The organism is Xanthomonas hortorum, assembly GCF_011305375.1.
Classification (GTDB): Bacteria; Pseudomonadota; Gammaproteobacteria; order Xanthomonadales; family Xanthomonadaceae; genus Xanthomonas; species Xanthomonas hortorum_E.
In genome coordinates this window covers 1-23,324 of sequence record NZ_VCME01000003.1, presented here as the reverse complement: position 1 = coordinate 23,324, position 23,324 = coordinate 1, and the positions used below count along the sequence as shown (strand labels likewise).

Sequence of the window (23,324 nt, the reverse complement as noted above, 5' to 3'; positions counted from 1 at the left end):
CGCAGTGATCACAACAGCCCCGCAATCGCGGGGCTGTTGCGTTATGGGTCAGCCGAAGGACGATACTTGCAATAAGTGCGGGGGATGCGTGCCACGGCAGCGTACTGCAGCGCTACGGCATTCACGCATCGGCGACGAAGCCGCACGGCGCCGCAACATGAAATCGGCGCTTCTCCAAAGCTCACGTGGTGTTCCAACCGTGCCTTCTAAGTTGACGGACGCACGCAAACGAGACCGCCTTATGAGCAGGCAAAGCCGCTTTGAAACCACCACGTACCGCGATCACGAGATCCGCGTACGCGTCGAGCGCGCTGCGCCGGATGCCAACTGGACGTTGCAGGTCGATATGTATGCGCTTGGCGGCCAACGCCAGCCACGCATCGACGACCAGGGGCCTGGTTGGGAGACGTATCAGGACGCTATTGCGCAAGGGTTTCACGCGGGGCGGAAGTTGATCGATGCGCAGTTTGAGATGGCGTAGTGGGCGAAATGTACGAGTCGTAGTAGGCCATCAGTCTTACAGATGACTGTCGCCCAAGAACCTGTGGAGGTCTTTACCATCTGCCATAGGTCGCCGGCTCCCGGTCTGTATCGAAACAGCACCTTTGGCTTCTCTCGTGAAGATGAGCCGCCTCGGTAGGCCATGGAGTTTTACTGGTGGGCCCACCAGGATTCGAACCTGGAACCAAAGGATTATGAGTTTGTCGTCAACGCGCCATGCCTAGGAAAATCAAACGTAAGGCAACGTAAGCAATAGAACGAAAAAGTAAGCTGCGAGAGCAGTTTCGCGCAACTTGGCTAAGACGGACAAAACTCAGCTCTGTACCGCTGGAGTACCACTATCGGAAATAGTCTTGAATCCGTAAGCATTCATGGCGACGGTTCCCACGGATTGACGATGCTCACTCCGGTCAACTTGAAATCGGCCGCGTTGCGCGTGACCACCGCCATACCATGCACCAATGCCGTTGCCGCGATGAGCGCGTCTCGCTCGCCGCGCTTGTCTGGTACATGCAACCTGGCGCAGCGTTGCGCCACAGCGGTATCGACAGGCAAAGTTCGCACAGAGAATTCGGGTAATACATGCTGCTCAAGCCAGGAGCGCAGTAGGGCCCCCTGGGGGGCATCCTTGCGTTCAATCGACAGAACGCCAAGCTCCAGCTCCATGATGGTGATGACCGATACGAAGAGGTCGGCGGCATCAACACGTTCCGCCCACGCCGCCACATTCGCATCGGCCTTGCCGAGGCGTACCTTGCGCAGCTCCGACAGCACGTTGGTATCGAGCACGTACATCATTCCAGATCAGCCGGCCGGGCTCCAATGGTCACGCGCGGCGGCTCGAACTCGATCTCCGCAACGCCCGGCATCGCCAGCGCATCGGCAATGTTGCGCCGCTGCTTCGTCAGCCGCTGATAATCCTCGAAGCTCAACAGCACATGCGCAGGCTTGCCGCGATCGGTGATAAACACTGGACCGCCCTTGGTGGCCTTCTTTGCCCGTGTCACGTCCTGGTTGAGCTCACGGCTAGAGAGGGTTGTGATGGTCATAGGACACCTCCGGAATCAAACGGATGTAGTAACGTTACTACAAATACAATCAGGTGCAAAGCGAATGGTCAGAACATCGTCATCCTGGCGATGATCGAAAAGCCTGATCGAAAACCGCTTCAGGCCGATAGAACCTTGAAATACCAAGAGGCGGCATCGGACTGCCAAGAGCATGGGAAAAAAGATATGAGCGCATCGAAACCGTCGCAGTTACGGTGCATGGACTACCGCTGACTGACCGAAAAGAACTACGACGGGCACCTCGCATCGTGATGGCTGATAGCAAAGGGCTGCAGGCGAGACATCCAAGATGTGGGTCACGTTGCGAACAGCGCGACAGACACATGGATAGCAACCAATCTAATGCCCAACTTGTGGCGGTGTTTTTCTGTGCCTTTCTACGCAAGTGGGCGAGGACGCGATCAGTGATCCTCATTGAAACCAGATCCCGCAGCAGACAGCGACGCGCGCAGACAGGTAAACTTTCGAGTCGCCGGACGGTTCGACATGCAGCGCATCTCGCAATCCAGTACGCCGGGCCTATAGCTCAACGGTTAGAGCAGAGGACTCATAATCCTTTGGTTCCAGGTTCGAATCCTGGTGGGCCCACCAGTTAAATCAATGATTTGCTGACGCGTCTCATCTTAAGAGAGAGGCCAAAGGTACATTTTCGGTACAGTCCGGGAAGTAGAGACCTATGGCAACACTCGTAAAAACCCCCTCAGGTGCTTGGAAGGCCGTCATCCGTAAGACTGGATGGCCCCCTGCGATCAAGACATTCCGCACCAAGCGTGATGCCGAGGACTGGGCTAGGCGCACCGAGGATGAGATGGTGCGCGGTGTGTACATCCGCCGCGCCGGCTCCGAGCGCACTACCGTTGAAGCTGCGATGCGGCGATACCTGGCTGAAGTCACGCCAGGCAAGCGGCCTGTCACGCAGATCAGTGAAGTGCGCCGTGCCGAAGTTCTGATCAAACATCTTGGCCGTTATTCATTGGCGGCGCTGACCGCAGAGATCGTTGCTCGCTTCCGCGACGAGCGCTTGGCCGGAGACCTGGATGCGCAGGGTCAACGCCGGCCGCGCAGTAACAACACAGTGCGCTTGGAACTCGCGTTGCTTGGGCACATGTTTACGGTGGCATTGAAGGAATGGGGCCTAGGGCTCATCCACAGCCCGGTGCTAGGCATTCGGCGCCCGCCACCTGGCCCTGGGCGAGATCGCCGCTTGATTCCGCACGAGGAGCAGCGCCTGCTTCGCGCAGTAGATGGCCACTCAAATCCGATGCTCGGTTGGATCGTACGCTTAGCCTTGGAAACGGGAATGCGCGCTTCCGAACTTGTGGGCCTGCGCCGCAGCCAGGTTGACTTGGTGCGCCGCGTGGCCCGTCTTCAGCAGACAAAGAACGGCAGCTCACGGACTGTCCCGTTGACCCAGGAGGCTGTTCAAGTGTTGCGAGTTGCGTTGGCCAACCCTGTACGTCCTATCGACACCGATTTGCTGTTCTATGGCGAGCCTGGGAGAGATGGCAAACGTCGCTCTTACCAGTTCAATCCAGCTTGGATGAAGCTCAAGCGCGACTCCGGAATGGCGGACCTACATTTTCATGATCTACGGCATGAAGCAATCAGTCGACTTGTTGAAGCAGGCCTTTCAGACCAGGAAGTTGCTGCGATCAGTGGTCACAAATCCATGCAAATGTTGCGGCGATACACACACCTGCGGGCTGAGGATCTTGTATCAAAGTTGGACCGAATCGGAAGAGGGGTTGCCTAACTGATAAGTGGATAGGGAGGTATCTCCTGCCGTTTGATAACTTTGCTCAAAACGCGCTGTGTTCTCCCAAATACACTCATGGGAGCACGACCAAATTATGTCAATTTGGCTTTCATTAAGGGTGTGCACAGACAGAAATAAAATTTGTTGCATTTCTGTTTTCCATTGTTATCGGGCTTATTTTTAGCCGAAATTAGGTTGTCAGCGGATCAGGCAGTGTCTGCAAAAAAAACCAATATATAGCATCTTGGTATTTTAGAAATTTCAGTGCATGTTTGACCAAAGGATTTGAAGTCATGAGGATGAGCATCTACAGAAATCAACCGTAGGTACATGCACTCCTATGACAACTGAAGAATATCTGCTGCAGAAGTATGGGCCGCTTATGAAGCTGGTTGACGTTGCTGCTCTTTTAGGACGTTCTCCCGACGGAATGCGTGTAGCGCTGTACTCGAATAATGAGGTTTCTCAAAAACTCAGGCCCACAATGTTGCGTGTAGGGAGGCGTGTCTACTTCCGAACGCTTCAAGTCAAGGATGCATTGTCACTTGACGGAGAAGCAGTGCCTGCCGACAGCGTTGCAGGCTAGTCTAGTTATGAGCGAATTTATCAGCATCAAGCGTCGTGCGTTCTCGGCAGTGCCTGATGACATCTTGACCGACCACCGATTGGGATGGACTGCACGTGTCGTCCTATCCTGGATGCTTGGGAGAAGTTCTGATTTTAAGTTAAATATTTGGCATGTACGTAAGACCTTCAAATTGAGCGAGCAGCAGTGGCTTCGCGCTCGGAGAGAAATGCAAGCTGCTGGTTACTTCCAGCAAAAGCGGGAGCGTGATTCTCAAGGAAAAATAAAGTGGTTACAAGTTGTGACAGATACGCCTGAGCCGCACATTGCTACGACCACATCAGACCCTGAACCATACCCCCAAAAACCGGGGTATGGCCGTCCGGGGCATGGTGACTCATCCAATGGCCTGTCAGGCCTTGGTGCACAGGGGGGTAAACCAAGTGTAAGTAGTACCAAGAAGAGCAGTACCAACTTAATTAAGACTATTGATGAAAAACCACTACAACCTACTGCGTGTAAAGTCATCCACGGTAAAAACGATGGCGACGCAGATGCAGGCGTCCCGGTTGGAAGAGAACTTTTCTGGCCGCGCTCGTTAAACGTGCCACAAAGGCGTGCAGTGGAGCTGCTGATGGCTGGAATCGACGTTAACGAAGCACAGCTTCTCCTGGACGAACTTGCCGGAGTGCTTTCGACCAACAGCATCAAGACCACCCCAGAACGTTGGCTAAGAGCCATGGTTTCGCGCTACGAGAGAGGTGAATTTGAGCCAGTGGCTGGAGTAGCCGTATCGGAAGCAAGAAGGAGTGCGAGCGAGAAGAAAGCGATTGAGCCAGTTCGTAGCCTTCAGCGATCATCACCAGGGGCCAGCAAGCCGTATATGGATCAGATAGGTGCAATGCTTAGGGTGAAAACGTAAAAGCTAATGAGCACCACGACGCCTGATAAATCTTTATCGTTTCATAACCTCGAAGACTACTGTGACAGTCTGGAAAGAGGAGGGGAAATTCAGGTGATCTTACATGCCGAACGAAAGAGAGGATACGCAATGCGTATCGATGACGGCACCGAATCCCGAGTAGTTGTCGATAGATATGGCATGCAGCTATGGTTCCGCACCGTCGATCAGGCTTTGGAAGATCTGGCAGATGTACCGTATTTGAGCGAAAATCTAATCATCGTCCGAAGCAACTGGTAAAGACGATACGTTTCCAAGACCCTGGGTCGAGTTGCCCCAAGAACGCTTCGTGCGTACCGGGTGCCGGGCTGAAAAGAAGGCCCTGACAGCCATGAACAGAATGGCCGCATAGTGAGCTAACCGCCAAAGGTGAAGCTGCGGAGGCTAAGCCCCTCCTGACCCAGCCGGAACAGTCGGCCTCGTCCCTCCTAACGCAACAGGAGTGGCACTGATGCACATCAACAAATCATTTCTTCTCGTAGGCTCGCTGATGCTCGGCGGTTATGCCTACGCCGGTGTCCCGGTCACCGTTGTGGCCGACGTTCCTTCTACGATCAATCAGATCGAGACGATAGCGAAGTGGAAGGCCCAGTATGACCAGATGGTGAGCCAGATTAACCAGATGCAGAAGCAATACGACGCAGTCACTGGCCCGCGCGGTTTGGGGCAGATCATGAACGATCCGGAATTGCGCGACTACTTGCCCAGGGATTGGCAAAGCGTCTATGACTCTGTGCGCAACGGCGGTTACAGCGGCCTTAGCAGCTCGGCAGCAGCCATCTACGAAGCTAACAAGATCTTCGACACATGCGCGCGTCTTGTGGGCGATGCGCAGCGAACTGCCTGCCAGGCTGCAGCCGCGAAACCGGCGCAGGACAAGGCGTTCGTTGGCGATGCATATGAAGCTGCAAAGTCGCGGCTCGATCAGATCAGCTCGCTCATGGGCGAAATCAACAAGACACAGGATCCAAAGGCGATCGCTGAGCTGCAAGGACGCATTGCTAGCGAACAAGCGATGATCGCCAACGAGGAGACCAAACTCCAGTTGTTTCAGATGATGGCGGTAGCTGAGGAAAAAATTCAGCAGCAACGACAACGCGAAATCAATGCGAAATTAAATTCGCGTCGTGGCTATTCCCCTTTGAATCCAGTCGAATTCTAAGGAGGATTTATGCTGCACTTCATCGAATTGCTGCTACTCATCGGATACTTAAATTTACCTATTAGGTTCTGGTTTTCGGTTCGGAAATTCGGGTCTTATCGTTTCAATGAAGCATTACGTGGCGATGCCCATATGTTTTGCCTCGATATCGTAGCAATGTTCTTTGCATTGGTCGCCTTCTACTGGATTGCGCATGAAACGCTGGGAGTTTCTATTCCCGGAATCAAGAACCTCGCGAGCTGGGAAGCAGAGGTTGTAGCGTTCGTTTTGACGGCGGCCTGCATCGCGCTTGCATTCGTGAATGGCAGGCAGCGTTTTCTAGATGCAACACGCGCCGGGATGCCGGAAGCAGCACTGAGGTGGCTTGCGACACGGCAAATCATCGTTGCTTCGGAAGTGTCCGCTGCGCTCACGCAGGTCCCGCACTCTACTAAGAGGATGTAACTATGAAAAAGTTTGTCTTTGTGACTTCGCTCGTCTTCCTCTTTGCTGGTTGCAACAACAACGAGCCAACCCGGACTGTCGCGGAATACAAAGCAGACAGAGACCAACGCAATGCGATGTTGGCAGCCTGCAAGAATAACCCAGGCGAAAGGAGCTTGGCGCCGAACTGTATTAACGCCCAGCAGGCAGAAAACGAAATAGCTAATTCGCGTCGCGGTTACTCTCCGCTGCCCTCCGTAAAGATGGGGGAATGACATGTCAGACCCTATGATTTTTCAGTTCATAGGCGATTCCATTACTAACGCAATGGATGCATATGTCGAGTCAACAGTTCCCGTGGTGATTGAGAAAATCACGTTAAGTGCCGTCCTCTTGGGCTCACTTTACTATTCCATTACTGGAATTTTGATGACCTTGGGTCGCATTGATGGGCCGTTTTCTAAATTAATGCTGTCTTTTGGAAAATTCGCTTTAATCGGAGCGTTTGCGCTGAGCTCAGACACTTATATGAACTTTGTCGTTGCGTCCGGTCATGACTTAGAAGCCGGAATAACGCAGGCATTCTCAGGCGCCAACGGTGCCACTCCTGCTACCGTCTATCAGGTTCTTGACCAATCTGTCGGCAAAGGGCTCGATTTGTCAGGTGAGCTCTGGAATCGGGCCTCTGATAGAGGTGCGACCGAAATGGGAATGATGATCGGTGAATATTTTGAAGCGATTATTGTAGCTACCGCAACTCTTATAATAGCCGCCCCTGCTGGGGCAATGATTGTTGCATCTAAAACGCTGCTTGAATTACTGCTAGGTATTGGGCCTCTTTTTATCATGCTTCTTATGTGGCCGACCACCAAGGCATTCTTTGATAGGTGGTTTGGCGAGGTGATAACGACCGTTCTGCAAATCGCTCTGGTAAGCGCGGTTCTAGCATTTGCGATGAAGATCTTCGTTGCGGTTGTCAGCGCCACAAATATCGACAGCGTTGACGCAAGCCCTTTTTTTGACTGCGTGCGCCTAATCATCATTACCGTGGTGATGCTTTGGCTTATGTATGTTGCTTACCAAAAAGGGGGCGCACTTGCAGGGGGCATGACATCTGCGGCAATCACTATGGGCGGCCTGGTAGCCGGGGCATCGGGAATTGGATCTGCTGTGGTCGGTGCGGTCAACCCCGTTTCAACTCGCCGCGATCTTGAGTCCGGCATGATGGTGACGGCCGGGAGAACCAATCACCTTATTGCGGGAAATACGGTATGGAATCCATCATATCGACAACATGTATTGACCAACGTGGGAAGGAACTGGGGCCGAGCTAGAGGTGGTCAAGTTCAAGGCGAATAATAGAATGGCCCCGCTAGTCGGGGCTTTTCTTTGACTGGCAGCTTAATGCGTTGAGCTTGGATTTATCCTCCAAGGTGCAAGACAGATTCAGCGCCGAGCTGGCGCACCTGTGATTAGCCATGCCAGTTGCTGGTAAAGCTCCGGCTCAAGATGACTTATGCCGGTGGCTATTTTTTTCGTCATGACGAAATTTCAAGGTTACAACACGGACCTGATTGGGGCGTCCTAGGTGGTTTCATATACGGTCTGCTTAGGGCGCTGAGGAGCATGGGTACATACAGCCAAGCAAGTGGACGCTGGCACCAAATAAACTGGACGAAGCTATCAGTCAAACTGGACGGCGGCATCATTTAAGCTGGACGATTGTGAACTAGCAAAAGCCAGCGCAACCAGAGGGTCGGCAGGGATTCGTGTAAAAAACAGCCGAAAGTGAGCTGGCTCGCTGTTAGAAAATAATTTCTCACAAATTCCTGCCGACCCTCAAGATGCGTTTCCGCCGGCCCCGTGTCCTGCACTGCCCTAGTCCGAAAGCCACTCATCAAACCTAGCCTGCCCATCGACGTCCAGAAGGTAAGGTGTGCCTTGGACGCTTACAAGGGACAGTTCCTCGTAGTCGATTCTCACAGACCTTATTCGGACGAACTTTAGGCTGTCCTTGACGTACTTGACGCCGAATCTGGGCGAGAGCTTTCCATCAAACGGCCTGCTCTGTGAGAAGAGCACAAGGTTGGTACCAAGCACATCCTGAGCCGAGCGAAATACGATCCCATCGAAGGGCCTGTGGAACACGTGGGCGAGGTACTCAGCCATTGTCTGAGTCACGATGTAGTCCGCCTCCTTCCCTGGCAGAATCGGTTGAGAGACCAGTTCATGCAGCTGGCGAAGCGCGGCGAGACGGATGCGCTTATCCGAATAGTTAGGATCGAACATGCTTGGTTCGTGCCAAGCCATTTCAAGCCTGCGAAGGTCCAAGACACGTAGTCTACGCGTGGTCTGTAACTCCACCACTGCCAACGTGCTGCCGATAGCCGGCCGCATCTCGGCTACGCAAGTGCTTGCCTCAGTGGAGGCGTACAGGACAGATACGCCCTCTGCATTCATGCGGCCGCTTCGCGCGATCTCCGATGGAGGCGGGCCGACTTGGTGCTCAGGTGCAGCGATGACCTCTGCCTGCGCTGACAGAGAATCGACTACCCTGGCACGGAACAGGTACTTGCCGACGGATAGTGAATAGCAAACCTTCCGCTGTTTCCCCTTGATAGCAGCTGTGATGTTGTCGATCCCATGGAAGAGAGCATCAAACATGGACATGGCAGCGGGGCTGAAAAACCGACGACCATGCTTCAATTCGGCTTTGGTCTCATGCCACCCTGGGAACCAGGTCGGCTCGTACTGTACGAACTTAAATTGGTAGTGCGAATCCTCACTCCAGAACCCATAGTCTCCGGACGCTGGATCACAGTCCTCTGCACCCATCACCGCTTGAACAATTAATGAGTGGCAACCGTAAAACTCTCCAAGTGCATCCTGAATGATGTCAGATAGGAGCTCGCCGTGCTGCTGCCATGTTCCCCTGTCGTCATCGACACCGTCGTAATGCTTGTAAGCTTCGCCCGATACGTAGTACTTCCGAAGAACTGTCTCAAGCCGCCGCCCAAGAGCTTCAATGGATATGCCCTTCCGAGCTCGGCTGCATTCCGTGCAATTGACGAGCTCTGCGCGAGCATCAATCTCTGCTTTGAGACAATCATCCACGATGCAGTTCTTGCAAATTCCGGTTTCCATTGCAACGAGCCGTCCCTTGTCTCTAGTCCTATACATTAGCGCGGAGCGGGCCTCTACTGGTCACCTGTCAATGATAATTGCTTGGCAAGCGGAGACGGGGCAGCGATGCTGTTGGCTCCCGGCGATGGAGCGATGATGCAGCAGCAAGGCGTGCCTAAGTGGCCCTCTGTGGGATGTTTTGAAGTACAAGCGACAGGAAGCAGGGTGTATCGTGCTGCGCTCGGAGCGGTCGCGCAGAACCGGCGGGCCAAACGAACCTGACCTTCTTTCGAGTCGTTCTTGTTCCAAACGACCAAAATCCCTACGACTCAAACGCTGTGGCAGTGTTGTATCGCTCTGTGAGCGTCGAGTTCGAGCTCTTGGGCCATCTTTCGCAAGCCCTTGCGTTGGACTACCGAGCGCGAATGGCCGCCTTGGGGCATGAGGCGATGGTGTCGGTGTGCGACGCCATGCTATCCGGAGGACTTGAGGCGAGCGATCGCGACTACGCATTTGTTCTGGAGTTGGATCTCGACTTGAACCAAGTCCCGGTGGTGCGGGATGAGGACGTCGCTTTTGATCCGCTGCGACAGCCTGCCAATCCCGAGTTCCGGAAAGACGCTGATGGGCTCTATCGATTCCGTTGTTGGCTGCCCGGTGGGCTCGATGGCCACCACCGGAAGAACCGTACCAAGGCTTGGACCACCCCGGCCTGGGATACGGTGAGCTACTACCTTCAGAACGCACAGGAAATCGGTTTGGGCTCCAAGCTTCTGAGCATTCCGAAAGATCAGCATAAAGCCGTGTTCGGGGACTATTTCGCCGAGGCCGTTGTTGAGGCCATCGACAAGCGTTGGGTCACGTTGCGCCTGGATCACGCGTGGACGGCCGCGTTGGTATCAAAAGCGGTCAGCAGGGAGTGATGTGGCTGCTCTGGTGGCGCGTAATGCCCTTGGAGTGTGACGAGGGTCGGCGGAAACACGCCATAACTGCGTACATGGAAGACAGGTGCCGGCATGACCTGACGACTCCCACCGCCAATCCACACGTGGGAAATGCACAAGCCCCCAAGCGTTGACGCGCTTAGGGGCTTTGAAGTTGTAGCTAGAAACTGTTCGCTGCATTCCCGGCATCCGCCCTCCCTTGGTCAATCCCTGTTTGTCAGCCCTTACGCAATCCATGCGAAAGACGAAGGCGGTCAAATACGGGAAGTGATACTGGCGGCGATGTCCGACGCTTCTGGTGCTCTCATCCAGTTCATTTAGCGGCGGTGTCCAGTTCCGTCACCGATGAATGTCCATTTGGTTGGATTTTCGTAGATGGGCATGAAAAGCCAGTTGAAAAATTTCGTCATGACGAAATTCCTGGAGGCTGATAGCAGAGCGGATAGCAGCACCGGTGCATGTCACGTGTGGCGTCAAGTGATTCGGCGAGCGAAGCAAGGAGATCAAAAAAGCGAAGAATGGACAATGCAGGATAGGCCGGAGGCCGGTACAGTGTGCGCACAGTTTTGGAGTTAAATACCCATCCCTAGATTGGATGGGAGAGCGTTTTTCGTAGAGCGAATCATCGGCTTCCCCGGGTGAGGCACGAAGCGTGCGTGACGGTGAACGACCTGTGCCGCCGACATGGTCTTCAGTGAAGTTTCCTATCATTTGTAGCGCAGCAAGTTCGGCGGCATTGAGCGGGTCCGATGACAATCGTTTGAAGGACCTCAAATCGGAGAAGGCGCGGTTGACGAAGCTGCTTGCCGAGCAACTGTTAGAGAATGATCTGATAAGGGAGGCGTTGAAAAACTATTCGGCACACTAGCGCGTCGTACGCTGGTGCGCGAAATGATTGAGCAAGGAGCCAGCGAACGGTGTGCTCTGGCGATTATCCAGATGAGTTTCCGTGCGTTTGCTACGCCTTGCGCGAAGATCGCGAAATTGAGCTAGGCGAGTGCACCTTGAAACTGGCCCACCGCCACAAGCGTTACGGCCTGGGGATAATCTACCTGAAGCTGGGACAGGAAGAATGCAGTCGCAAGAAGGTGCCGGTAGGAGATCGATAGCCGCTGGTGCGTCAGTTGCTCGCCTGTCATGTGCGGTCGATGGACCTTGTTTTCGACCCACACTGCCGAAGGCCAGGCGTTCAAGTATCTGGTTATCGTTGACGACGCAACGCACGATGCGGGCGACATCGAAGTGGAGCGTGAGATCTCTGGCTACGGTTTGACACGTGTACTGGACCGGCTGGCCCACAGTCTTGGCTTGCCAGGTGATCCGCACCGATAACGGCAGGCCGTTCTATGGGAAGGCCATTGCGGCCGGTACGTATGCCCGTGATGTACAGATCTGGATGGTCCAACCCCGGTCAGCCCCTCCAGAGCGACTGCATCGAATCGTTCAACGCCCAAGCGAGGAGTCCTCTTCACTCGCCCGCTATTCAGCCAAGGAAGCGGAGAGACCTACCTTCAAGATACGAAGATCAATCGCCTGTTGACAAGGGGGCTCATTTGCATAAAGATGGCCGGGACAAACCTGCAGATCTGCATAAAGGTACGCTATATGAGTCTTGAGAGCCGGCCTTGGAGCCATACGCCGCAACTGCAGGCTGCTCGCTTGCGAGTGATCGCTGAGCTTCTGCTTGAGACGCTTTACGACACTGAGTTGGAGCTGTGTGGAGACCTCGACGACAACTATGTGCGCGGCACGGCAACTTTTGGGCGGCAGCGTAATGCGATCATTCGGATGTGCCAAGAGAGCCGGCACAACTGGATGAAGCTTACCCATGCTGGCATGGATGTTACGTTCGAAATTGAAGGCATTCCGTGCAGGTTCTTCGTAGATGACCCTGTTAACCCGAGGAAGCCCGGCTTTTATCGCCGTAACGATGCTGACAGACTGCTGTTTGAGGTCGAGGCAGGCAAACCAGAGCTATTCCGGTTTGTTGTCGTCAAGCCGGAAACTGTGGACGAAGAAGCTGACGTGCACTTTCTTGGCTACGACGCCAATCATGAGTTGGTTTTCCTGTGGAAGTACTCCCAGAGTACTCCCGCGTTGGTTAGCGTTGACAACACCAGGGTGGATGCAGTTCAACTGCCGCCTGCCAAGGCTACGATTCCCAGAGTCCAGCCGGAAGATCGCGCCGCTGGGGACGATCGTCCCAAGGAATAAGCTATGCAGCAGTTTGTTGGCGCCAATGTGCGATTGGCGCGACTCTTCCATGGATTGACAATGGAAGACGTCGCGGTGCGTATCGGTAAGACACGCCAGTACGTCCATAAGGTAGAGACCGAGCAGATTGAGCCACCTATGGCGGATGTTGAGGCTATAGCCTCTCTGACGCAGGTCCAGCCTGCGTTCTTTTTTTCTGCGCCTGTCTCACCTGTAACAGAAGAGCAATGCCACTTTCGGAAGCGTATGAGTGCGCGCGTGGGTGTTAAGCAGGTCGCGCTTGCCAAAGGCGAGGTATTCAGGCGGTTGGTTGGATCGTTAGACCGCCAGTTGGACTTGCCTGCCAACACAATTCCGCAGATCGATGTCTCTAGTTTGGTGGAAATTGAACAGGCTGCAGAGCACTGCCGCCGCGTCTGGGGTGTGGGCCTAGGGCCGATCAATAACATGACTCGTCTTGCTGAGCACGTAGGGGCAGTTGCAACGTCCTTCAAAGGAGTTTCTAGAGAAATCGACGCATACTCCATCAGTGCAGCGCGTCCAATCATCGTATTGAATTCCGAGGAGTCTTCTGCGTGTCGGCTGCGCTTTGATGTTGCGCATGAACTTGGCCATTTAGTGATGCATGTGGGCACTATCACGGGTGATCGAAAGACCGAAGGAGAAGCAAATCGGTTCGCGGGCGCGTTTTTGCTGCCCCGTAGTTCCTTCGTTAAAGAGTTCCCCAAGTTGCGTGGACGTCATCTCAACTGGCAAGGTCTGGTTGATATGAAAATGCGGTGGAAGGTCAGCAAGTCTGCTCTGCTCTACCGTGCTAAGCAGCTCGGCTTGATTTCCGATGATCAGTACACTACAGGGGTTATCCGTCTTAGCCGTGGTGGCGAGGCTCGAGGTGAAAACGAGGATCATCTGATACCCAAGGAGATACCGGAGTTGTTTTCCCAAGCTATCCGTTTGGCGTACACGCATTACCGCATGAGTTTTGATACGTACTGTGAGTCGCTGAATCTGACAGCGAGTCTGGTTGAAGAATTTGTTGTTCCGCCTGGTGCCACGTCTCCTGACTCGCCTGTCGTGCTTGAAGACGATGCAAAGATAGTTTCTTTGGAGTCACGTCGACGAGCTACAGTTACCGCGTTGATGCGAAAGCGTAGCTGACATCATTCTTTAGCTTGTCCTAATGATTGGTGTGCAGCGGCGTTTGGTCGATCAGATCATCGCCGGCCTTATCAGGCGCAGACCAATACCCGAGAGACGCACGCATCAAGGACGGTGGCGCGTGGGGCAACGAAGCTGAGCGCCGCAACGCGTTCAGGACCGCAGGCCGTCCTCAGGTATCACGGCAGCGAGCCCCGTCGTCGTTATGCGGGCCGTTGGGTAATAGATGGCTGGGTACCCCTAAACAGCCCGAGCTTGGTTGGTAATGAACTACCCGTCGCCGCTTGTAAAGTCAGGCCGACCGCGGTGCCGGCGGAGGCCGGCACCAAGTCTCGTTAGGTTACGGGCATTCGGGAAGGCTTAGCAAATTGTCCGGAGTATCTTGATCGGCAGTAGTTCGCAGATATTTTTTTCCGCTTTTCGGGGTGACTACCACCACGTCTCTCTCGTGGCCTCCAACATGGGTGAAGAAAGCATATTTGCCCGCCTCGATTCCGCTGATAGCGGCGTCAAGAGTTAGCTTCCATTGCTTGCCGTCTGAGCCGCTTCCGCCAACGTGCGTGATGCGGTTGTATTTATCTTGTCTATCATCTTTGTTGATGCAGCCAATCTTATGTCGACTTGCCACGTAGACTCTCCTTGGTATGCCGGAGGCCCCTCCGGTCAGGACAATTTATACACAAAAACGAAAGAAATCATGGTAAAAAATTCCGTTCGAGCTAGAGTTCGCTTCGGATGCCAGGCTGCTGGATCTATTTGCTTAGCAAGTGTTACATCACCAATACTCAGGCTTATCGATTGGCCTACCGGCCTTTGGTACTCGCTTGGGAAGCTGAGCGACTGAAAGCTCGTCATCTAAGATATATTGGCGTGTCCAGTTAGCTCGGCTCGAGAGCAAGGCGCTCACCCTCCTGTCCGTCTCACCATCGACTGGTGGTCTTCGAGGAGTTACGATGCCTAAGACGATCGTTGGGAAGTCCTCGCGGATAGCCGCAAGGACCGGCTCGATATCGCTATCGTTGGAGCAAACGACTAGCTGCTGATAGCGCGCAGACGCGGCAGCGCTATACATTGCAAGCGCTAGATTCACATCTGTCTGCTTCTCCTCTAGCTTCCAGACCCGGACGCGACGCGCTCGATTGCCGAAGCGTTTGAGCATGCGAAAACGGAACATTGGAGTACGTCTGATCCAATCTGGGTGGGGTCGTAAACGTGAGCAGTCGCAGGCTTTGGGTGCTGGGCACCGATGCCTCGTACGTGGTCATCCCAGTATGTCCTAATGCTCGACCCTTTGCCGGCTGTGCGCACCGATTTCATCAGCACGCCGGAATCGCGAGGGCTAAGCCAGCAGCTCGCTCCCGCTTGCCCGCCGCGACCGCCGACTAGGTAGAAGATGGCACCACCTCGTCGTCGGCGGCCGTTGGCCGCACTCGGAAAAGACAAGCCAGGATGAGCTGGCAGTGGTCAGACAATGCGACCAATTTAAAGCCGAAAGGAGTGACCACCGTCAACCTGTAGAGCAGTCGTCATGAACGTCTGCGGGTTCAAGGTTGTTTCCGATAGTGGTACTCCAGCGGTACAGAGCTGAGTTTTTCCCATCTTCGCCAAGCTGCGCTAAACTGCTGTCGCAACTTACTTTTTTATTCTGCTGCTTACGTTGTCTTATGCTTGGTTTTCCTAAGCACAGCGTGTTGACGACAAACTCATAATCCTTTGGTTCCAGGTTCGAATCCTGGTGGGCCCACCAATAAAAAAGGCACTTGGACGCGAGTCGAAGTGCCTTTTTCGTTGCCTTGGGAAAATTGTTGGAAATTGGCTGCGCTTTAGCGTTTTACCAGCGGTAGTACATGGTCATAGTGGCCTGTCGTTGCTGGTGTTACGTTCCCCACAGCGTTTTTTCGCCCCGTTGCCCACTGTGTTTGCACGCGCTAGCGCAGGTCGATGGCGAGCCACCGGCTGCCAGCTTAGGGAACGGCGCGTCACTCGAATACACCGCCAAGCGCGCTACAGCCGGCGCAGGAGCGTGCTGATGCGCTGTGATCTCTCCATGGAGGCGAACTCGCAGAGCACAGCGCCAGCCGCCGACGGATGCATCGAAGAGGTGGATGCTTGTGCGTCAGGTTGCGACCGGATAGTCGGTGTAACCCTCCGCACCACCGCCGTAGTAAGTGTCGCGATCCGGAGATGCGAGCGGTGCACCTGTCTGCAGGCGTGCCACGAGGTCCGGGTTTGCAATGAAGGGCTGGCCGAACGCGGCCAGGTCGATCACTGCTTGATCGATTAACCGAGTTGCGCGTTCCAGGTTCAATTTGCCCGCAAGGATCACGGTGCCGCCGTATGTGCGCTTGAACGCTGCGAGGAATGTTTCGCTCATGTCCGGGGAACCATTTGCGTGGTTGTCGTTTAGATGCACATACGCAAGCTCACGCTTGGCCAGCTCTTCGGCCAGGTAGAGGTAGCTGGCCTCGCTCTCCGCGTACGCGGGCATGTCGAATTGGCGATTGTTCGGTGCAAGGCGAATTCCCACCTTGCGGGAGCCGATGCGCAAGGCCACTGCATCCACGGTCTCGAGAATGAGCCGCGCCCTGTTCTGCAGCGAACCACCGTAGGCGTCGACACGGTCGTTGGTGATCGGGTTGAGGAACTGTTCGAAGAGGTAGCCATTGGCGGCGTGGATCTCGATGCCGTCGAAGCCTGCGTCGATCGCGCGTTGGGCCGCCTGCTCGAAATCCCTGACGATACCTGGCACTTCTTCGGTCTCGAGCGCACGCGCCGGGCTGGGCTCAGCTGTCCCGCGCGTTCCGTCCTCGCGGTAGATAAATGCATAGCTCTTGGAGCTGGATGCAACCGGGCGCGTGCTCGCGCTCACTGGATCGGCGCCGTTGGGCTGCAGCGAGGTATGCGACATGCGGCCCACATGCCACAGCTGGGCGAAGATATTGCCTTGCTGGGCATGCACTGCATCGGTCACCACTTTCCAGCCGGCGACCTGCTCCTGCGACCAGATGCCGGGCACGTCGATGTAGCCCTGGCCTTGCTGCGAGACGGGAGTGCCCTCGCTGACAATCAGGCCCGCGCTCGCGCGTTGAGCGTAGTACGTCGCCGTCAATGCGTTCGCCACGCACCCCGGATTGCGGGCGCGGGTCATCGGTGCCATGACGATGCGGTTGCTCAGCTGGGTGCCGCCGAGATCGAAGGGTTGGAAGATCTTTGATGTCATGGGGAAGGGCTATTTGGTAGGGATAGGCTAAAGAAGGTAAGGTTGACTTCGATGCACATAAAGGTGCTGAGAGTCCCAGCATTGGGGACATCAATTCCCCAAAGGATTTCCGATGCTCCCTGTCGAGACACTCAATGGGTTGGTCACCTTCGTCACCGCGGCACGTTCCAGGACGTTTACCGAGGCGGCCGAGTCGCTGGGGATCTCGCGCTCGGCGGTAGGCAAGGCGATCGCCCGCCTGGAGGCAAGGCTGCGCGTGCGTCTGTTCCACCGCACCACGCGGCGCATCGCGCTCACTGCAGATGGTGAATCGTATTTCGCGACATGCGCTGCTGCGTTGGAAGAGATCGCCAGCGCAGAAGCCAGCCTGGCCTCTCAGTCGTCACTGCCCACCGGCCGGCTGCGTGTGGACATGCCGTCGTCTTTCGGCCGCCACGTCATGTTGCCGATCCTGCTTCGCATCGGCGCAGCGCATCCCGATCTCCATTACACGCTCTCTTTCAACGACCATCTGATCGACCCAGCCCAGGAAGGCATCGACCTGACGATTCGGTTTGGCGGATTGGATAACTCCGGTGGCCTGGTTGCGCGCAAACTGGGACGCCAGCGGCTGGTGTTATGCGCATCGCCTGCGTATCTCGCTGCACACGGGGCTCCTCGCACGATCAAGGAGCTGCAGGCGCATCGCAGCATCGTCGGCTTCCGCAATGGCCAGCCTGTCGGCTGGAGGTTTGGCGATAAGGTGACCGCCGGCGATTTTGTGCCTCAAGGAACGCACCAGTTGAATGACGGAGATGCTGTCATCGACGCTGCGATCGCAGGTCTGGGCATCTGCCAAATGCCGATCTCGCTGGTGCGCCCGCACATCCAGTCGGGCAGGCTGCAGCTCGTCTTGGAAGAGTGCACGGCCTATTGCATCGAAATCTTCGCGCTCTGGCCGCGCACGCGCCACTTGCGTCCGAAGGTGCGCTATGTGGTGGACGAGTTGGTGCGGCTTTCCGCTATCGGCACCTTCGACTAAAAAGTCAAACAATGCGCGCTGCCGCTACCATCGATACCTGTAACCAGGTCCGGCGGCTTGAGTCATTCACTGCGAAAGTTGACCCTGAGAGCCAGGCGCAGCGAGGCAAGCGGGTTCTCAAATGAATCTAACTTTGTCATCCCGCAGCGAGAACCATCCCGGTGTTCTGCGGCGCACGGCTTGAAGTGCTGCCTGCCTAGCGGGTCTGGGCGTCCCAAAACCCCATGAGCTGCGTAATGGCAGCATCCATCGCCTTGAAACTCATGCCGTCCCTGGCGAGTGTGGATAGCCCAAGCAGGAAGCTGTCGAACACGCATGTGAGTGCAGCGGGGTCGGCATCCGGCCCGAATTCTCCGTTGACGATGGCGCGTTCCACGCAGGCGCGGATGCCGGCGCGTGTGCGGGCACGCGAGCGCGTCAGTGGGGTGCAGAGCGCAGAGAGTTCCGGTGATGGTGCACTCATCACTCCCAACGTGACCATGCAGCCCTTTGGGTGGCCGCGCTCGCATTGCATCTTGGCTGAGCGGCGCAGCGCAAGCTCCACCGCCTGCTTTGGACCGAGCGAGGTGTCCCACAAGCAGTGGGTCACCTTCGCGTAGTTCGCCAGGTAGCGTTCCATGCATTCCTTGAAGAGTGCCTCCTTGGAGCCGAACGCTGCGTAGAAGCTGGGCGCGGTGATGCCGCCGCCAATCGCCGCCTTGAGTTGGCTCAACGAGGTGGATTCGTAGCCCTGTTCCCAGAACAGGTGAAGCGCTTGCTCAACCGCGGTGTCGCGGTCGAAGCTGCGTGGCCTTCCCATCTGTGCCATTGCACTCTCCGATACCTACATACAGACTAGTCGATACATATGTCGTTGACAATGTGGTCGCTTCGTAATATACATACCGAGCGATACATATATGTTACTTTCGATAGCATGCACGGACAGGCTGTTCGGTAGATGGCCTGTTTCTTTTTGGCTTATATATGTACCGATCGATACGGATCGGTGTGATCTGACCCGAAACTTATCTCAACCAAGGACAGCATGTGACCTCTCCAAACACATCAACGGCCAGTGCGATTCCCGCGCCGTTACCCATCGCCGCCCTGTTGGCGCTGGCGATGACCGGTTTCATCTGCATCGTGACCGAAACCCTTCCTGCAGGACTGTTGCCGCATATGTCCGCAGGCCTTGGCATTACTCCCGCCCTGGCTGGGCAAACGGTGACTGCTTATGCATTGGGTTCGGTGGTGGCTGCAATCCCGCTGACCATTGCGACCCAGCAGTGGAGGCGACGTAACGTGCTGTTGCTCACCATTGTCGGCTTCCTGGTGTTCAACTCCATCACTGCACTCTCAACCAACTACAGCCTGACGTTGGTGGCGCGTTTGTTTGCTGGCGCAGCCGCAGGCCTGGCTTGGAGCCTGCTGGCCGGTTACGCCCGGCGCATGGTGCAGCCGGAACAGCAGGGCAGGGCCATGGCGATTGCGATGGTGGGCACACCGATTGCGCTCTCCCTGGGCGTGCCGCTGGGCACCTGGATGGGCGGCGTGCTGGGTTGGCGGAGTGCGTTTGCCGCGATGTCGGTTCTGACAGTCGTTTTGATCGTCTGGGTGCTGGTGAAGGTGCCCGATTATCCCGGCCAATCGGCAGCGCAGCGTGTGCCGCTGCGCAAGGTGCTTGGCACCCCTGGCGTGCGTCCCGTGCTAGCCACCGTGATGGCGTGGATGTTGGCCCACAACATCCTCTACACCTATGTGGCGCCATTTGCCGCACACGCGGGGCTGGGCCATCGTGTGGACGTGCTGCTGTTGGTCTTCGGCGCAGCCGCACTGGTTGGTATCGGCGTGGCAGCAAAGCTGGTGGAGCATCACCTGCGTCGCACCGTATTGATCTCGCTGGCGACGTTCTTCGCACTCTCTGTGGTGCTGGCGCTACTGCACGACATGCAGCCCGTCGTTTACGGGTGTGTGGCGGTGTGGGGTCTGACGTTCGGTGGAGCCGCGACGCTGCTGCAGACTGCACTTGCCGATAGCGCAGGGGAAGGGGCCGATGTTGCGCTGTCGCTCAATGTGGTTGCCTGGAACAGTGTCATCGCCGGTGGTGGTGTGGTGGGCGGCGTGCTGCTGGACCAATGGGGCGCGCAGACCTTTCCGGCGGCCATGGCCTTGTTGCTGGCGGTTGGATTTTGCATTGCATGGCGCGCCCGAAGCTACGGGTTTGCTGCGGGCACACGCGCGCCAGTCGTCGGCCATTAGCCTGTTAGCCGTGGCAGTAAATGACGGGTCAGCGACATTGCCGACAGCAGGTTGTGGCGGAAGAATCAGCGGACATCTCCTCTGCGGCATCGCCATGGCCCCCCTGATGTTTCAACGCGTTATCCGTCGCGCTGCCTGGGCTGCGTGCATGATCCTTGCCGGGTGTGCCGAGCCGGCGGCGTGGCCTGCACTGCCGGCGCGCGGCGCCCCGGATATCGCTGCAACGGAACAGGCGACGCTGCCGCCCTACCGTGCTCGTACGGCGCGTGCCCATGCGGTGATTGCGGTGGTGGGAAACAATGCCGGTGTGGAAGTCAGCGACTTTCTGGTGGCGTTCGCGATTCTCTCGCGTGCCGGCACCATGGACGTCGTCGCTGTCACCCTCGATGAGGGGCCACTGGCAACTTTAACCGACCTTGGCAGCCCCGGCTTCAAGATCGCGACAGACACCACGGTGGCCCAGTTCGATGCCGCGCAGCCCGACGGCGCCGACTACGTCATCGTGGCCGCTCAGACTTCCGAACCGCGACTGCTTGCATGGTTGAAACAGCAATCTGCGCACGGCGCTACCATCGTCACCATCTGCAACGGGGCACTCATCGCCGCACAGATGGGCGTGTTCGATGGTCGCCGCGCCACGGCGCATTGGTCGACCAGCTCCAGCCGCGCCGAGACGTTTCCCGCCATCCGCTGGACGCCGAATAGGCGTTATGTCGCGGATGGAACGTGGATCTCTACCGCGGGCGTGAGCGCCGCGATCCCAGCATCGATCGCGTTGGTTGAGGCCATCAGCGGGCAGGCGAAGGCGCAGGAACTGGCATCGACGCTCGGTGCGAAGGATTGGTCGCCGCAGCACGACAGTGATGCATTCCGTCCCCGCCTTGGCACAACCGCGTGGCCGCTGGCGCAGGTGCTGTACACCAACCGATGGCTGCACAGTGGTGAGCAGATCGATGTGCTGGGCGCACCCGGGACGGATGAGGCGACACTTGCGCTGACCGTGGATGCGTACTCCACCACGGGGAGAAGCCGCGCGTCCGTCGTCTCTACCAGATGTCGCCGCGCACGTTCGCACGCGTCTACCGCAGCACATGCGGTGTCACCCCAGCCAAGGCGGTGGAAACGCTACGCGTGGAAGCGGCGCGCCGCCTGCTGGAATCCGGAAACGCGCCGATCAAGCGCATTGCGGCGCTGACCGGTCTATCGGACGAACAGACACTGCGTCGCACCTTCCTGCGTGTCTTGGGCGTAGCCCCGGGCGACTACCGGGATCGCTTCCAGGGCACCGCAGCGAACGAGCGTTTCGCCATCGCCTGATGCATCCATCGTTGCGAGTACGCGATGCGGGGATGTCGGGAAGAGCCGCGGCCACGACGCTCCCGACGCACGGCTACTTCAAACAAAGCGGTAGGTTATTTGATGGTATCGGTCGCTTCGGTACGCGCAGGAGCCACTAACGGACGCGATTCGAAAAGCCTGGTTCCAATGCGCCGTAACAGCGTGTTACCGGGCAGCTCGATGACGCGATACATCAGCCATGCCAGCAGGAACACCACCAAGGTGATCAGCGCGGCCATGGCCGGGGTATGCGCGTGGTCGCCCAGCAATTTCATGGCGACATAGATCACCGGAATGTTCAGCAGATACATCGAAAAGCTGAACTCGCCACACATCATGATGGGCCGGTGGCCGAACAGCAGCTTGCTCAGCGGTGTATCGAAGGAGAACATGAACACGAAGATGCCCGAGAAAAACGCGCCTTCCAGATAGTTGTAGAACTCGCGCTTGCTGCCGAATTCCACCGGCAGGATGCGTGCGATGACCAGGCCAATAACGATCAGCGTCAGGCCTTGCAGCAACGCAAGCGTGCGCATGCCCTTGTCGGACCAAGCTTGATTGCGGAACAACCCGAACAGTACGCCCGAGAAGAAGTACTGCATCTTTGAGCCGACAAAGGTGCCGGGCAGTTGGTCGCGGTAGGAGATCAGCAGAAAAATCGCGGTCAGCACGATTGCAAGCACGGAGGCGTTGCCTTGGTTTCTGAATTTCCACAGTGCGAACCACAGGCCCACGAAGACCGCGTAGAACTGCACCTCCGGCGGAATGCTCCACAGCGCGGACACGTTGCCGGAGAACAACAGATGACGCAGCAGGTTCTGATGGGTGATCGCGTAGACGAATGATGGGTCGATCAGGTTGTAGATCAGATAGGAACCGATCACCACAAACAGATAGGCCGGGGCAATCCGCGAAAAACGCGAGATGCCGTAGCGCACCACGGAGGCGTAGTCGAATTGCTTGTGGCCGTACAGAAAGGCCATCAAGAATCCGCTCAAGGTGAAGAACACCATGACACCCACTTCGCCCGGATACAGATGGCTACGCGAGAAGAATCCGTCTTCCGCAAGATGCGAATAGACCACCAGCAGGGCGGCCAGTCCGCGAATTCCGGTGAGCGCATCAATGCGCTGTGCGGAGCTCATCAATCTTTCCTGCTGATCGGGAGTTGCGGAAAACAGGGGTTTGCGTGGGGCATGGATGGTTTGTCTTTGGCGGCGGGGCGACCTTCCCGCGTGAGTGCGCCTATGTGACAAATTGGTTGCATCCAGAACCTGGCTGCATGAACGCGGATTCAGCAGCGTGAGATTGAATCGGCTCATCGTCGATTGAGTTAGGGAAGGTCTGAATAACGCGGCCTGAGAGCGCGGAATGTCGCGTCGTTGCGGAGAGTCGCGTTTGGATCTTCGGAGTTTGGCCATTTCTGGCGCTTTCCGTGGGAAATCCCCGGGTTACAGGCGCACGCTCCCCATGGCAGGCAGTAACTGCTTTCGCTTCATCCACAGATTGGAGAGCGCAAACAAGGTCAGCACGTGTGCGGTGTTCTTGGCCAGGCCGCGATAGCGGACCTTGGTGTAACCGAACTGGCGCTTGATCACCCGGAACGGATGCTCCACCTTCGCGCGCC

At 56.4% G+C, this 23,324-nt stretch carries 23 protein-coding genes, 1 tRNA gene and 2 pseudogenes; 17 read left to right on the top strand and 9 right to left on the bottom strand.

Annotated elements, in window-relative coordinates:
* Positions 1-157 precede the first annotated feature (157 nt).
* Positions 158-481, top strand: coding sequence for a DUF6566 family protein (locus FFY45_RS02610; RefSeq protein WP_176339326.1), 324 nt, complete (start codon positions 158-160; stop codon positions 479-481).
* Positions 482-870: 389 nt separating this feature from the next.
* Here the strand turns inward: FFY45_RS02610 and FFY45_RS02605 are convergent, their stop codons facing one another.
* Positions 871-1,296 (bottom strand): type II toxin-antitoxin system VapC family toxin, encoded by a 426-nt coding sequence (locus tag FFY45_RS02605; RefSeq protein ID WP_176339325.1) that lies wholly within the window; start codon positions 1,294-1,296, stop codon positions 871-873.
* Positions 1,296-1,550 carry a type II toxin-antitoxin system Phd/YefM family antitoxin gene (locus FFY45_RS02600; RefSeq protein ID WP_176339324.1) on the bottom strand — a complete coding sequence of 85 codons (255 nt, stop codon included), beginning with the start codon at positions 1,548-1,550 and terminating at the stop codon, positions 1,296-1,298. The genes FFY45_RS02605 and FFY45_RS02600 overlap by 1 nt, the downstream gene beginning before the upstream one ends.
* A gap of 536 nt (positions 1,551-2,086) precedes the next feature.
* On the opposite strand from FFY45_RS02600, the gene FFY45_RS02595 reads away from it, so the two are divergent.
* The 8 genes from FFY45_RS02595 (at position 2,087) to FFY45_RS02560 (ending at position 7,797) form a co-directional block, all read left to right on the top strand.
* Positions 2,087-2,162 (top strand) — tRNA-Ile (locus FFY45_RS02595).
* 85 nt (positions 2,163-2,247) lie between these two features.
* Entirely contained in the window at positions 2,248-3,324 is a 1,077-nt protein-coding gene (locus FFY45_RS02590; RefSeq protein WP_176339323.1) for a site-specific integrase, read from the top strand.
* A 596-nt stretch (positions 3,325-3,920) separates the two neighbouring features.
* Complete coding sequence (locus FFY45_RS02585) at positions 3,921-4,814, top strand: hypothetical protein (RefSeq protein WP_176339322.1); 894 nt, start codon at positions 3,921-3,923, stop codon at positions 4,812-4,814.
* A 6-nt stretch (positions 4,815-4,820) separates the two neighbouring features.
* Entirely contained in the window at positions 4,821-5,093 is a 273-nt protein-coding gene (locus FFY45_RS02580; protein ID WP_099802393.1) for a hypothetical protein, read from the top strand.
* 211 nt (positions 5,094-5,304) lie between these two features.
* Positions 5,305-6,015: a P-type DNA transfer protein VirB5 gene (gene virB5, locus FFY45_RS02575; RefSeq protein ID WP_176339321.1), complete on the top strand. Its 711-nt coding sequence runs from the start codon at positions 5,305-5,307 to the stop codon at positions 6,013-6,015.
* A 9-nt stretch (positions 6,016-6,024) separates the two neighbouring features.
* Complete coding sequence (locus FFY45_RS02570; protein WP_176339320.1) at positions 6,025-6,459, top strand: hypothetical protein; 435 nt, start codon at positions 6,025-6,027, stop codon at positions 6,457-6,459.
* 2 nt (positions 6,460-6,461) lie between these two features.
* Entirely contained in the window at positions 6,462-6,713 is a 252-nt protein-coding gene (locus FFY45_RS02565; protein WP_176339319.1) for an EexN family lipoprotein, read from the top strand.
* A gap of 1 nt (position 6,714) precedes the next feature.
* Positions 6,715-7,797, top strand: a complete 1,083-nt coding sequence (locus FFY45_RS02560) for a TrbL/VirB6 family protein (RefSeq protein ID WP_255171848.1) — start codon at positions 6,715-6,717, stop codon at positions 7,795-7,797.
* Positions 7,798-8,316: 519 nt separating this feature from the next.
* Here the strand turns inward: FFY45_RS02560 and FFY45_RS02555 are convergent.
* Complete coding sequence (locus FFY45_RS02555; protein WP_176339318.1) at positions 8,317-9,582, bottom strand: RES family NAD+ phosphorylase; 1,266 nt, start codon at positions 9,580-9,582, stop codon at positions 8,317-8,319.
* A gap of 404 nt (positions 9,583-9,986) precedes the next feature.
* On the opposite strand from FFY45_RS02555, the gene FFY45_RS02550 reads away from it, so the two are divergent.
* The 4 genes and pseudogenes from FFY45_RS02550 (at position 9,987) to FFY45_RS02540 (ending at position 13,877) form a co-directional block, all read left to right on the top strand.
* Complete coding sequence (locus tag FFY45_RS02550; protein WP_217902426.1) at positions 9,987-10,484, top strand: hypothetical protein; 498 nt, start codon at positions 9,987-9,989, stop codon at positions 10,482-10,484.
* 659 nt (positions 10,485-11,143) lie between these two features.
* Positions 11,144-11,965: pseudogene (locus tag FFY45_RS22060) on the top strand (transposase); the annotation flags it as partial.
* Between the two features lie 145 nt (positions 11,966-12,110).
* Positions 12,111-12,719, top strand: coding sequence for a hypothetical protein (locus FFY45_RS02545; protein ID WP_176339316.1), 609 nt, complete (start codon positions 12,111-12,113; stop codon positions 12,717-12,719).
* Positions 12,720-12,722: 3 nt separating this feature from the next.
* Positions 12,723-13,877, top strand: a complete 1,155-nt coding sequence (locus FFY45_RS02540) for a helix-turn-helix domain-containing protein (protein ID WP_176339315.1) — start codon at positions 12,723-12,725, stop codon at positions 13,875-13,877.
* Between the two features lie 340 nt (positions 13,878-14,217).
* Here the strand turns inward: FFY45_RS02540 and FFY45_RS02535 are convergent, their stop codons facing one another.
* From FFY45_RS02535 to FFY45_RS02525, 3 genes are all read right to left on the bottom strand, one after another.
* A complete protein-coding gene (locus FFY45_RS02535) occupies positions 14,218-14,505 on the bottom strand; it encodes a DUF3892 domain-containing protein (RefSeq protein ID WP_176339314.1) in 288 nt (95 codons plus the stop codon).
* Positions 14,506-14,652: 147 nt separating this feature from the next.
* Positions 14,653-15,051 carry an NYN domain-containing protein gene (locus FFY45_RS02530; protein WP_176339313.1) on the bottom strand — a complete coding sequence of 133 codons (399 nt, stop codon included), beginning with the start codon at positions 15,049-15,051 and terminating at the stop codon, positions 14,653-14,655.
* A gap of 942 nt (positions 15,052-15,993) precedes the next feature.
* Positions 15,994-17,097, bottom strand: coding sequence for an alkene reductase (locus FFY45_RS02525; protein WP_176339312.1), 1,104 nt, complete (start codon positions 17,095-17,097; stop codon positions 15,994-15,996).
* Positions 17,098-17,209: 112 nt separating this feature from the next.
* Between FFY45_RS02525 and FFY45_RS02520 the strand changes: the two genes are divergently transcribed.
* Positions 17,210-18,118: a LysR family transcriptional regulator gene (locus tag FFY45_RS02520; protein WP_176339311.1), complete on the top strand. Its 909-nt coding sequence runs from the start codon at positions 17,210-17,212 to the stop codon at positions 18,116-18,118.
* A gap of 196 nt (positions 18,119-18,314) precedes the next feature.
* Here the strand turns inward: FFY45_RS02520 and FFY45_RS02515 are convergent, their stop codons facing one another.
* Positions 18,315-18,926: a TetR/AcrR family transcriptional regulator gene (locus tag FFY45_RS02515; protein WP_176339310.1), complete on the bottom strand. Its 612-nt coding sequence runs from the start codon at positions 18,924-18,926 to the stop codon at positions 18,315-18,317.
* A gap of 296 nt (positions 18,927-19,222) precedes the next feature.
* On the opposite strand from FFY45_RS02515, the gene FFY45_RS02510 reads away from it, so the two are divergent.
* From FFY45_RS02510 to FFY45_RS02500, 3 genes and pseudogenes are all read left to right on the top strand, one after another.
* Entirely contained in the window at positions 19,223-20,359 is a 1,137-nt protein-coding gene (locus FFY45_RS02510; RefSeq protein ID WP_217902430.1) for an MFS transporter, read from the top strand.
* Between the two features lie 148 nt (positions 20,360-20,507).
* Complete coding sequence (locus FFY45_RS02505; RefSeq protein ID WP_255171847.1) at positions 20,508-21,554, top strand: DJ-1/PfpI family protein; 1,047 nt, start codon at positions 20,508-20,510, stop codon at positions 21,552-21,554.
* A pseudogene (locus tag FFY45_RS02500) lies at positions 21,470-21,676 on the top strand (helix-turn-helix domain-containing protein); the annotation flags it as partial. The gene FFY45_RS02505 and the pseudogene FFY45_RS02500, both read left to right, overlap by 85 nt.
* Positions 21,677-21,771: 95 nt before the next feature.
* Here FFY45_RS02500 and FFY45_RS02495 read toward each other — a convergent pair.
* The gene (locus FFY45_RS02495; RefSeq protein WP_176339308.1) at positions 21,772-22,842 is read right to left on the bottom strand and encodes an acyltransferase family protein; all 1,071 of its coding nucleotides are present in this window, start codon (positions 22,840-22,842) and stop codon (positions 21,772-21,774) included.
* Between the two features lie 306 nt (positions 22,843-23,148).
* Positions 23,149-23,324, bottom strand: a 176-nt coding sequence (locus tag FFY45_RS02490) for a transposase (RefSeq protein ID WP_176339307.1), incomplete at its 5' end; no start/stop codon positions are given.

Bases quoted from the DNA above. Each gene is read 5' to 3' on its own strand.
- FFY45_RS02610 (WP_176339326.1), top strand. From the start codon at position 158: ATGAAATCGGCGCTTCTCCAAAGCTCACGTGGTGTTCCAACCGTGCCT.
- FFY45_RS02605 (WP_176339325.1), bottom strand. From the start codon at position 1,296: ATGTACGTGCTCGATACCAACGTGCTGTCGGAGCTGCGCAAGGTACGC.
- FFY45_RS02600 (WP_176339324.1), bottom strand. From the start codon at position 1,550: ATGACCATCACAACCCTCTCTAGCCGTGAGCTCAACCAGGACGTGACA.
- FFY45_RS02590 (WP_176339323.1), top strand. From the start codon at position 2,248: ATGGCAACACTCGTAAAAACCCCCTCAGGTGCTTGGAAGGCCGTCATC.
- FFY45_RS02585 (WP_176339322.1), top strand. From the start codon at position 3,921: ATGAGCGAATTTATCAGCATCAAGCGTCGTGCGTTCTCGGCAGTGCCT.
- FFY45_RS02580 (WP_099802393.1), top strand. From the start codon at position 4,821: ATGAGCACCACGACGCCTGATAAATCTTTATCGTTTCATAACCTCGAA.
- virB5 (WP_176339321.1), top strand. From the start codon at position 5,305: ATGCACATCAACAAATCATTTCTTCTCGTAGGCTCGCTGATGCTCGGC.
- FFY45_RS02570 (WP_176339320.1), top strand. From the start codon at position 6,025: ATGCTGCACTTCATCGAATTGCTGCTACTCATCGGATACTTAAATTTA.
- FFY45_RS02565 (WP_176339319.1), top strand. From the start codon at position 6,462: ATGAAAAAGTTTGTCTTTGTGACTTCGCTCGTCTTCCTCTTTGCTGGT.
- FFY45_RS02560 (WP_255171848.1), top strand. From the start codon at position 6,715: ATGTCAGACCCTATGATTTTTCAGTTCATAGGCGATTCCATTACTAAC.
- FFY45_RS02555 (WP_176339318.1), bottom strand. From the start codon at position 9,582: ATGGAAACCGGAATTTGCAAGAACTGCATCGTGGATGATTGTCTCAAA.
- FFY45_RS02550 (WP_217902426.1), top strand. From the start codon at position 9,987: ATGGCCGCCTTGGGGCATGAGGCGATGGTGTCGGTGTGCGACGCCATG.
- FFY45_RS02545 (WP_176339316.1), top strand. From the start codon at position 12,111: ATGAGTCTTGAGAGCCGGCCTTGGAGCCATACGCCGCAACTGCAGGCT.
- FFY45_RS02540 (WP_176339315.1), top strand. From the start codon at position 12,723: ATGCAGCAGTTTGTTGGCGCCAATGTGCGATTGGCGCGACTCTTCCAT.
- FFY45_RS02530 (WP_176339313.1), bottom strand. From the start codon at position 15,051: ATGTTCCGTTTTCGCATGCTCAAACGCTTCGGCAATCGAGCGCGTCGC.
- FFY45_RS02525 (WP_176339312.1), bottom strand. From the start codon at position 17,097: ATGACATCAAAGATCTTCCAACCCTTCGATCTCGGCGGCACCCAGCTG.
- FFY45_RS02520 (WP_176339311.1), top strand. From the start codon at position 17,210: ATGCTCCCTGTCGAGACACTCAATGGGTTGGTCACCTTCGTCACCGCG.
- FFY45_RS02515 (WP_176339310.1), bottom strand. From the start codon at position 18,926: ATGGCACAGATGGGAAGGCCACGCAGCTTCGACCGCGACACCGCGGTT.
- FFY45_RS02510 (WP_217902430.1), top strand. From the start codon at position 19,223: ATGACCGGTTTCATCTGCATCGTGACCGAAACCCTTCCTGCAGGACTG.
- FFY45_RS02505 (WP_255171847.1), top strand. From the start codon at position 20,508: ATGATCCTTGCCGGGTGTGCCGAGCCGGCGGCGTGGCCTGCACTGCCG.
- FFY45_RS02495 (WP_176339308.1), bottom strand. From the start codon at position 22,842: ATGAGCTCCGCACAGCGCATTGATGCGCTCACCGGAATTCGCGGACTG.